Source organism: Pseudomonas sp. HMSC067G02 (assembly GCF_001813485.1).
In the GTDB taxonomy this organism is placed as follows: Bacteria; Pseudomonadota; Gammaproteobacteria; order Pseudomonadales; family Pseudomonadaceae; genus Pseudomonas; species Pseudomonas aeruginosa.
In genome coordinates this window covers 184,329-191,715 of record NZ_KV812688.1, presented here as the reverse complement: position 1 = coordinate 191,715, position 7,387 = coordinate 184,329, and the positions used below count along the sequence as shown (strand labels likewise).

Annotated in this window: 7 protein-coding genes; 4 read left to right on the top strand and 3 right to left on the bottom strand. The window is 69.7% G+C overall.

The window, feature by feature from the left end:
• On the bottom strand, nt 1-85 hold an 85-nt coding region (locus HMPREF2914_RS33020; RefSeq protein ID WP_239667261.1), incomplete at its 3' end, for a hypothetical protein.
• A gap of 339 nt (nt 86-424) precedes the next feature.
• Here HMPREF2914_RS33020 and eatR point away from each other — a divergent pair.
• The 4 genes from eatR (at nt 425) to HMPREF2914_RS18365 (ending at nt 4,784) form a co-directional block, all read left to right on the top strand.
• Nucleotides 425-2,356: a sigma-54-dependent transcriptional regulator EatR gene (eatR, locus tag HMPREF2914_RS18380; RefSeq protein WP_023092446.1), complete on the top strand. Its 1,932-nt coding sequence runs from the start codon at nt 425-427 to the stop codon at nt 2,354-2,356.
• 157 nt (nt 2,357-2,513) lie between these two features.
• A complete protein-coding gene (gene mpl, locus HMPREF2914_RS18375; RefSeq protein WP_003124067.1) occupies nt 2,514-3,869 on the top strand; it encodes a UDP-N-acetylmuramate:L-alanyl-gamma-D-glutamyl-meso-diaminopimelate ligase in 1,356 nt (451 codons plus the stop codon).
• Nucleotides 3,870-3,877: 8 nt separating this feature from the next.
• Nucleotides 3,878-4,507 carry a flavin prenyltransferase UbiX gene (gene ubiX, locus HMPREF2914_RS18370; RefSeq protein ID WP_003093227.1) on the top strand — a complete coding sequence of 210 codons (630 nt, stop codon included), beginning with the start codon at nt 3,878-3,880 and terminating at the stop codon, nt 4,505-4,507.
• Entirely contained in the window at nt 4,491-4,784 is a 294-nt protein-coding gene (locus tag HMPREF2914_RS18365) for a YceK/YidQ family lipoprotein (RefSeq protein ID WP_023094415.1), read from the top strand. Before ubiX ends, HMPREF2914_RS18365 begins: the two co-directional genes overlap by 17 nt.
• Before the next feature lie 19 nt (nt 4,785-4,803).
• Here the strand turns inward: HMPREF2914_RS18365 and HMPREF2914_RS18360 are convergent, their stop codons facing one another.
• Together HMPREF2914_RS18360 and HMPREF2914_RS18355 are read right to left on the bottom strand one after the other, a co-directional pair.
• Nucleotides 4,804-5,445, bottom strand: coding sequence for an oxidoreductase (locus HMPREF2914_RS18360; RefSeq protein ID WP_023092447.1), 642 nt, complete (start codon nt 5,443-5,445; stop codon nt 4,804-4,806).
• Nucleotides 5,446-5,491: 46 nt separating this feature from the next.
• A complete protein-coding gene (locus HMPREF2914_RS18355) occupies nt 5,492-7,231 on the bottom strand; it encodes a C13 family peptidase (RefSeq protein ID WP_003118249.1) in 1,740 nt (579 codons plus the stop codon).
• Between the last annotated feature and the right edge of the window lie 156 nt (nt 7,232-7,387).

Genomic DNA, 7,387 nt, shown 5'->3' with positions numbered 1-7,387 from the left:
GCACGAACTCGCCGCCGATGTAGTTGCCGTAGCGGGCCTTGAAGGAAACGATGGCGCCTTCGCTACCGGGATGGGCGTAACGCATGATGGTATCTCCTGGCTCTTGTGCTTATTAGGGGAGGACGCGCTGTCGCGCTTGTCGTAAGCCTGGAGCAAGGGCCGGGCCAGAGTGGCGAAAGGCCCGGAGTAGAGCGTCCTGAAGGTTGCGCAGGGGGAGCTTGCGAACGCTCCCTGTCACGCGGGCGGGACGCTCGTGAGTGACACTCTGTACCGTTTTTGGCGCAGCGCATGACTCATCGGTCAGTCCGTCGTTGCATTGCGCCCCGGCCTGTTGGATGCTGCACCGATAGCCGTCCGGAGAGTCGCGGACCGATCCACCGCGCCCAGGCAAGAGACGGCCCGTCCCTCGCGGAGAACCATAACAATGCCTGCCAGTTCCATGAGCCGCCACGCGCGGCAAGTGCTGACCGTCGCCCAGGGCAAGATCCCGCCGGGCGGCCCTGCGACCGATCCGTCCATCGCCCGCTCCTGGCTGCGCTGCCTGGAACAGCACCATCTCGATCCCGGCCAGCCGATGGCGCCGATGGTGCTGGAGCACGCGCGCATGCTCGAACGCCGCGAGCGCCTGCAACAGGTGCTGGAGATCGCCGATGGCGAGATGCACAGCCTCTACCAGCAGCTTTCCGGCAACGACCATGCGGTACTGCTCACCGATGCCCGCGGGGTGATCCTCAATTGCGTCAACGCCGACGCCCAGCGCCAGACCTTCGAACACGCCGGCCTCTGGCTCGGCGCCGACTGGAGCGAGCCCTGCGAAGGCACCAACGGCATCGGCACCTGCGTGGTCGAGCGGCAGGCCCTGACCATCCAGCAGGAAGAGCACTTCCGTAGCCGCCACACCGGCCTGACCTGCTCGGCGAGCCCGGTATTCGATCCGCAGGGCGAGCTGATGGCGGTGCTCGACGTGTCTTCGGCGCGCCAGGAAGTCTCGCGGCAGAGCCAGTTCCACACCATGGCGCTGGTCAACCTGTCGGCGAAGATCATCGAGGGCTGCTATTTCCTCCGTCGCTTCGAGGGCTCCTGGCTGCTGCGCTTCCATGTCCAGGGCGACTATGTCGGCCTGTTCAGCGAAGGGCTGCTGGCCTTCGAGGAAGACGGGCGGATCCGCGCGGTGAACCAGAGCGCGCTGAACCTGCTCGGTTGTCCGCGCCAGCGCCTGCTCGGCCAGCCGGTGGAGACCTTCTTCGATTGCCGTCTCGACGACCTGCTCGGTCGCGCCTCGCCGCAACCCAGCGCCAGCTGGCCGCTGCGCACCCGCGAGGGACGGCCCCTGTACGCCATGCTGCGCGGCGCGCCGCGGGCGATACCCCAGGGCCTGGCGGTGCCCACGGCAGCGAAGCCGGCGCCTGCCGCGCCCGGCCTGTGCCTGGGCGACGCCGAGCTGGCCGCCGATTTCCGCCGGGCGCTGAAGGTCTACGCGCGCGACGTGCCGCTGCTGCTCAACGGCGAGACCGGTTCCGGCAAGGAGGCCTTCGCCAAGGCCGTGCACCTGGCCGGCCCGCGCGCGGAACAGGCGTTCGTCGCGCTGAACTGCGCGGCGATCCCGGAAACCCTGATCGAGAGCGAACTGTTCGGTTATCGCGGCGGCAGCTTCACCGGCGCGCGCAAGGAGGGCATGCGCGGCAAGTTGCAGCAGGCCGACGGCGGCACCCTGTTCCTCGACGAGATCGGCGACATGCCGCTGGCCTTGCAGACCCGCCTGCTGCGGGTGCTGGAAGAGCGCCGGGTAGTACCGCTGGGCGGCGAGCCAGAGGATGTCGACGTGCGCCTGATCAGCGCTACCCACCGCGACCTGGCCGGGCTGGTCGCCGACGGACGCTTCCGCGAGGATCTCTACTACCGCCTCAATGGCATGGTCGTGAGCCTGCCGCCGCTGCGCGAGCGCAGCGACCGCGAGGAGCTGCTGGACTACCTGCTGGCCGAGGAAGCCAGGGGCCAGCGCATCCAGCTCGACGGCGAGGTTCGCCAGGGCCTGCTGGCCTACCGCTGGCCGGGCAACGTCCGGCAGATGCGCACGGTGCTACGGACCCTGGTGGCACTCTGCGAGGACGGCCGGGTCGGCCTGCGCGACCTGCCCGCGGATATCCGCCAGGCCCTGGCGGCGCTGCCGCCCGCCGCAGCGGCGCCCGCCCCGGCCGCGAGCAACAGCCTGGACGACGCCGAGCGAGCCGCGTTGCTGGCGGCGCTGGATGGCCAGCGCTGGCACGTGAGCCGGGTGGCCGAGCAACTGGGGATCAGCCGCAACACCCTGTATCGCAAGCTGCGCCGGCACGGCCTGGTGCGCGGCCAGGCCTGACGGGCGGGACGGCTCCAGGCGGGCCGCCGCGAGGCCGGCGGGAACCCCGCCGACGCCGCGTCGTCTGATGCCGCGACGCCGGGCGGCCGGCGCCTCCGCTGTGCTAATCTGCCGCCCATTCACAGCGCCTTCGACGGCTTGATCTGCAGGAGTCTGCATGCACATCCACGTACTCGGCATCTGCGGGACCTTCATGGGCTCGCTGGCCGTGCTGGCCAAGGAACTGGGCCACCGGGTGACCGGTTCCGACGCCAACGTCTACCCCCCCATGAGCACCCAGCTGCAAGCCCAGGGCATCGAGCTGATGCAGGGCTACGATCCGGCCCACCTGGAGCCGGCGCCGGACCTGGTAGTGATCGGCAACGCCCTGTCGCGCGGCAATCCGGCGGTGGAGCATGTCCTGAACAAGGGCCTGCCCTACGTTTCCGGCCCGCAGTGGCTGGCCGACCACGTGCTGCAAGGACGCTGGGTGCTGGCGGTGGCCGGTACCCACGGCAAGACCACCACCACCAGCATGCTCGCCTGGGTTCTGGAGCACGCCGGCATGAGCCCGGGCTTCCTGATCGGCGGGGTGCCGCAGAACTTCGGGGTTTCGGCGCGCCTGGGCGGTACGCCGTTCTTCGTGGTCGAGGCCGACGAGTACGACAGCGCCTTCTTCGACAAGCGCTCGAAGTTCGTTCATTACCGCCCGCGCACGGCGATCCTGAACAACCTGGAATTCGACCACGCGGATATCTTCCCCGACCTCGCGGCCATCGAGCGGCAGTTCCACCATCTGGTGCGCACCGTGCCGGGCGAGGGCCTGATCATTCGCCCGAGCGCCGAGAAAGCCCTGGAGCGCGTACTCGGGATGGGCTGCTGGACCCCGGTGCAGACCACCGGCGAAGGCGGCCAGTGGCAGGCGCGCCTGCTCGCCGAGGACGGCTCGCGCTTCGAGGTGCTGTTCGACGGCATCGTCCAGGGCGAGGTGGACTGGCCGCTGACCGGCCTGCACAACGTCGCCAACGCCCTCGCCAGCCTGGCGGCGGCGCGCCATGTCGGCGTGGTGCCCAGCCAGGGCGCGGCGGCACTCAGCGAGTTCCGCAACGTCAAGCGGCGCATGGAGAAGGTCGCGGAGGTCCGGGGCGTGACCCTCTACGACGACTTCGCCCACCATCCGACCGCCATCGCCACCACCCTCGACGGCCTGCGCAAGCAGGTTGGCGCCGATACCCAGGTGATCGCCATCGTCGAGCCGCGTTCCAACTCGATGAAGCTCGGCGCTCATCGCGACGGCCTGCCGGACAGCGTGCGCCAGGCCGACCAGGTGCTCTGGTACGCGCCGCCGAACCTGGGCTGGGACCTGGCCGCCACCGCCGCGCAATGCGCGATACCGTCGCAGGTCTGCGATACCCTGGAGGCGATCATCGAGCAGGTGCGCCAGCAGGCCAGGCCCGGCGCGCAAGTGGTGATCATGAGCAACGGCGGCTTCGGCGGCTTGCACGGCAAGCTGGCCGCGGCGCTGGCCGAGTGAGGGGCGCAATGAGCGGTCCGGAACGCATTACCCTGGCGATGACCGGCGCCTCCGGCGCCCAGTACGGCCTGCGCTTGCTCGATTGCCTGGTGCAGGAAGAGCGCGAGGTGCACTTCCTGATCTCCAAGGCCGCGCAACTGGTGATGGCCACCGAGACCGACGTGGCCTTGCCGGCCAAGCCGCAGGCGATGCAGGCCTTCCTCACCGAATATTGCGGTGCCGCCGCCGGACAGATCCGCGTGTTCGGCCAGAACGACTGGATGGCGCCGCCGGCCTCCGGCTCCAGCGCGCCCAATGCCATGGTGATCTGCCCGTGTTCCACCGGCACCCTGTCGGCGGTCGCCACGGGGGCCTGCAACAACCTCATCGAGCGCGCCGCCGATGTCGCCCTGAAGGAGCGCCGGCCGCTGGTGCTGGTGCCGCGCGAGGCGCCGTTCTCCAGTATCCACCTGGAAAACATGCTCAAGCTGTCCAACCTCGGCGCGGTGATCCTGCCGGCGGCGCCGGGCTTCTACCACCAGCCGCAATCGGTGGAGGACCTGGTGGACTTCGTCGTCGCGCGAATCCTCAACACCCTGGGGATTCCCCAGGACATGCTGCCGCGCTGGGGGGAACAGCACCTTGTCAGCGACGAGTAGGGTGCTGCTACTGGTCCTGGCGGTGCAGTTGGGCGGTTGCGCCACCGTGCGCACCCTGGATGCGGCCAAGCCAGGGGCGCCGGTGGTCTACGCCGGCACCCGGCTGGACTGGTACAGCCTGCACGGCGGCTGCTGCCCGATGGAACGCTTCGGCGCGGAGGCGCCGGCCCATCCGGGGCTCGACCTGCCGGGCAGCGCGCTGCTGGACACCCTGTTGCTGCCGTTCTCGCTGGCCACCGCCATCGGCCTCAACCTCGGCGTCAGCGGCGGCATGTAGGGCGGGACCCGCCCGCGGCTCATTTCCCCAGCTTGCGCAGTTCGTCGGACTCGACGATGCGCACGCCCTTGCCTTCCTCCAGCGCCAGGCGCCAGAGCGCGCGGGCCAGGTCGCAGGCCTCGATGCCGTGGTACTTGCCGGGAAGGATGCGGGCGATCGGCGCGGCGAGGATCTCGGCCAGGCGGAATTCCTCGCGCGGGCCGAACAGCAGCGATGGCCGGGCGATGGTCAGCTGTGGCCAGCCCTGTTCCTGCAGGGCCTGCTCCAGTTCGCCCTTGACCCGGTTGTAGAAGATCGACGACTTGGCGTCGGCGCCCAGGGCGCTGACCACCAGGTAATGCCGGGCGCCCATCTCCAGCGCGCGCTTGCCCACCGCCAGCGGCAGGTCGAAATCGACCGCGCGGAAGGCCTCCTCCGAGCCGGCTTCCTTGATCGTGGTGCCGAGGCAGCAGAAGGCGGTATCGATGCTGCCGTCGAGTTGCGGCAGCAGCTCGGCCAGCGGGCCGACCGGGTTGTCCAGCCGCGGATGCTCGGCCAGCGCCTTGCGGGCAGGGGCGATGACCTTGGCCAGGGTCGGCTCGCTCAATATCCGATCCAACAGGTGCTCGCCGGTAAGACCGGTCGCGCCGGCGAGCAGAACGCGCTTGGGCGTCGAGTGCATGTGTGTTTCTCCCCTTCCACACCAATGAGCGTAGTGCGCGGCGTATCTATTTGCCCGCCGCGCCCTCGCCGGTTTTTCCTTCCCGGGACGCGAGCGCGCGCTCGGCTTGCTGCCCCCGCAGCGTCCGCCAGTGCGCGAGCACGCGTTCCGGTAACCAGGCTTGCGGTTCCGAAGCTTCGAAACCTTCCTCCTTCTCCCTTTGACGCACTTCCTCTTTCGCCAGTTCGAACGCTTTGGACAGATCGTCGGTGCGGTTCAGCGCATTGGCCAGCAAGGCGCGGCCGAAATAGGTGAAGTCGGCGTCGTCGGAACAGCCGAACGAGACCCGGTCGGCACGCGCGGCGGTCAGGATCAGGGTACGTTCGTCTTTCAGCGGCGGGATGAAGCCCCCGCTGTAGCAGGCCGATACCACCAGCACCTTGTCGCGCTGGCGCAGCGGCGCGAGCAGTTCGGCCAGTTCCGCGGCCGGCAGGTCGCCGAGGTTCAGGCCGGGCATGTCCAGGGCCAACTGGTGGTCGCTGGAGCCGTGGCTGGTCAGGTAGATGAAGACCAGGTCTTCCGGCCCGCTGCGTTCGGCCAGGGTGCGCACGGCGCGGGACAGGCTTTCCCGGGTAGCCAGCGGGCGGTCGCCGAAGTGGTCGCGGTGGTTGACCAGGCGAATCACGCCACGAGCGGCGAAACGCTGGCCGAGCAGGTCGCCGGCGTAATCGGCCTCGCGCAGGAACACGCCCTGGCGGCCATCGCCGCCCAGGCTCAGGGCATAGAGTTCGCTGGCCGGCGTCGAGGCCGGGATCTTGCGCAGTTCTTCGTCGAGCAGGCGACCCTGGGCCAACAGGCCGATTTCCAGGGTGTCGGGCAGGGCCTTGCCGGCGGCGTCGCGGATGCGCTTGCCGTCGGCCCAGAGTCCCTGCTCACGGCTGCCGTCGGCGCGGTCCAGGGTGCCTTGGCCGGCATAGGCGCCGGCGGCGAAGCCGCCTTCGTAGCGGGTGCCGTCCAGTTGTTCGAGCAGGCCCTGGCCATGGAAGCGCCAGAACTGGAAACCGCCGCGGTAGCGGCTGCCGTCGGCGCCGAGAAGCTCGCCGGGGCCGTTCAGCGCGCCTTCGCTGAAGCGGCCGATCCAGACATCGCCGCTGGCGCTTTCGTAGCGCCCCTGGCCATGGAACTGGTTGTCCTTGAACTGGCCGACGTAGCGGTCGCCATCGGGCCCGCTCCAGCGCCCCTTGCCGTTCAGTTGCCCGTCGCGGAAGGTACCGGCGTACTGGTTGCCCTGGCTGTCGCTGAAGCTGCCTTCGCCTTCCAGGCGGCCCTGGCGGAAGCTGCCCTGGTAGCGGCTGCCATCGCTGCCGTCCAGCGTGCCCTGGCCGCTGTACAGGCCCTTGCGGAAACCGCCGCGGTAGCGAGTGCCCTGTTGTTCCAGGCTGCCTTCGCCATCGAACAGGCCCTGGCGGAAGCCGCCCTGGTAGACGCTGCCATCGGCCATCGCCAGGCGTCCCTGACCGTCGAACAGGCCGGCCGCGAAGCCACCGCTGTAGCGGCTGCCGTCGGCGCCTTGCCAGGTGCCATGGCCGTGCAGCAGGCCATGCTCGAAGCGGCCGGCGTACCAGGCGCCGTTGTCGTAGTCCAGCCGGCCCTGGCCTTCCAGGCGCCCGTCCACCAGCTCGCCGCGATAGCGCGCGCCGTCCGGCAGGCGCGCATCGGCCGGGAGCAGCGGTTCGCCCTCGCCGCAGGCGGCGAGCAGGATGACCAGGGCGGAGCAGAGCGAGAGAGACCTGGCGGGGCGAAGCATGCGGCGTTCCCGATGAGTGGTTCGGTCCGAGGGTGGAGGGGAGACAGTGTGGCGGAAAAATCGTTGCCTGGCAGTAGGGTATTTCCCTGCCGGCCCAGAGCGCCCCCGCGAGCGGGGGCTTTTGGAGGGGGGAGAGGGGCGCGAAGGCGCCTGGCC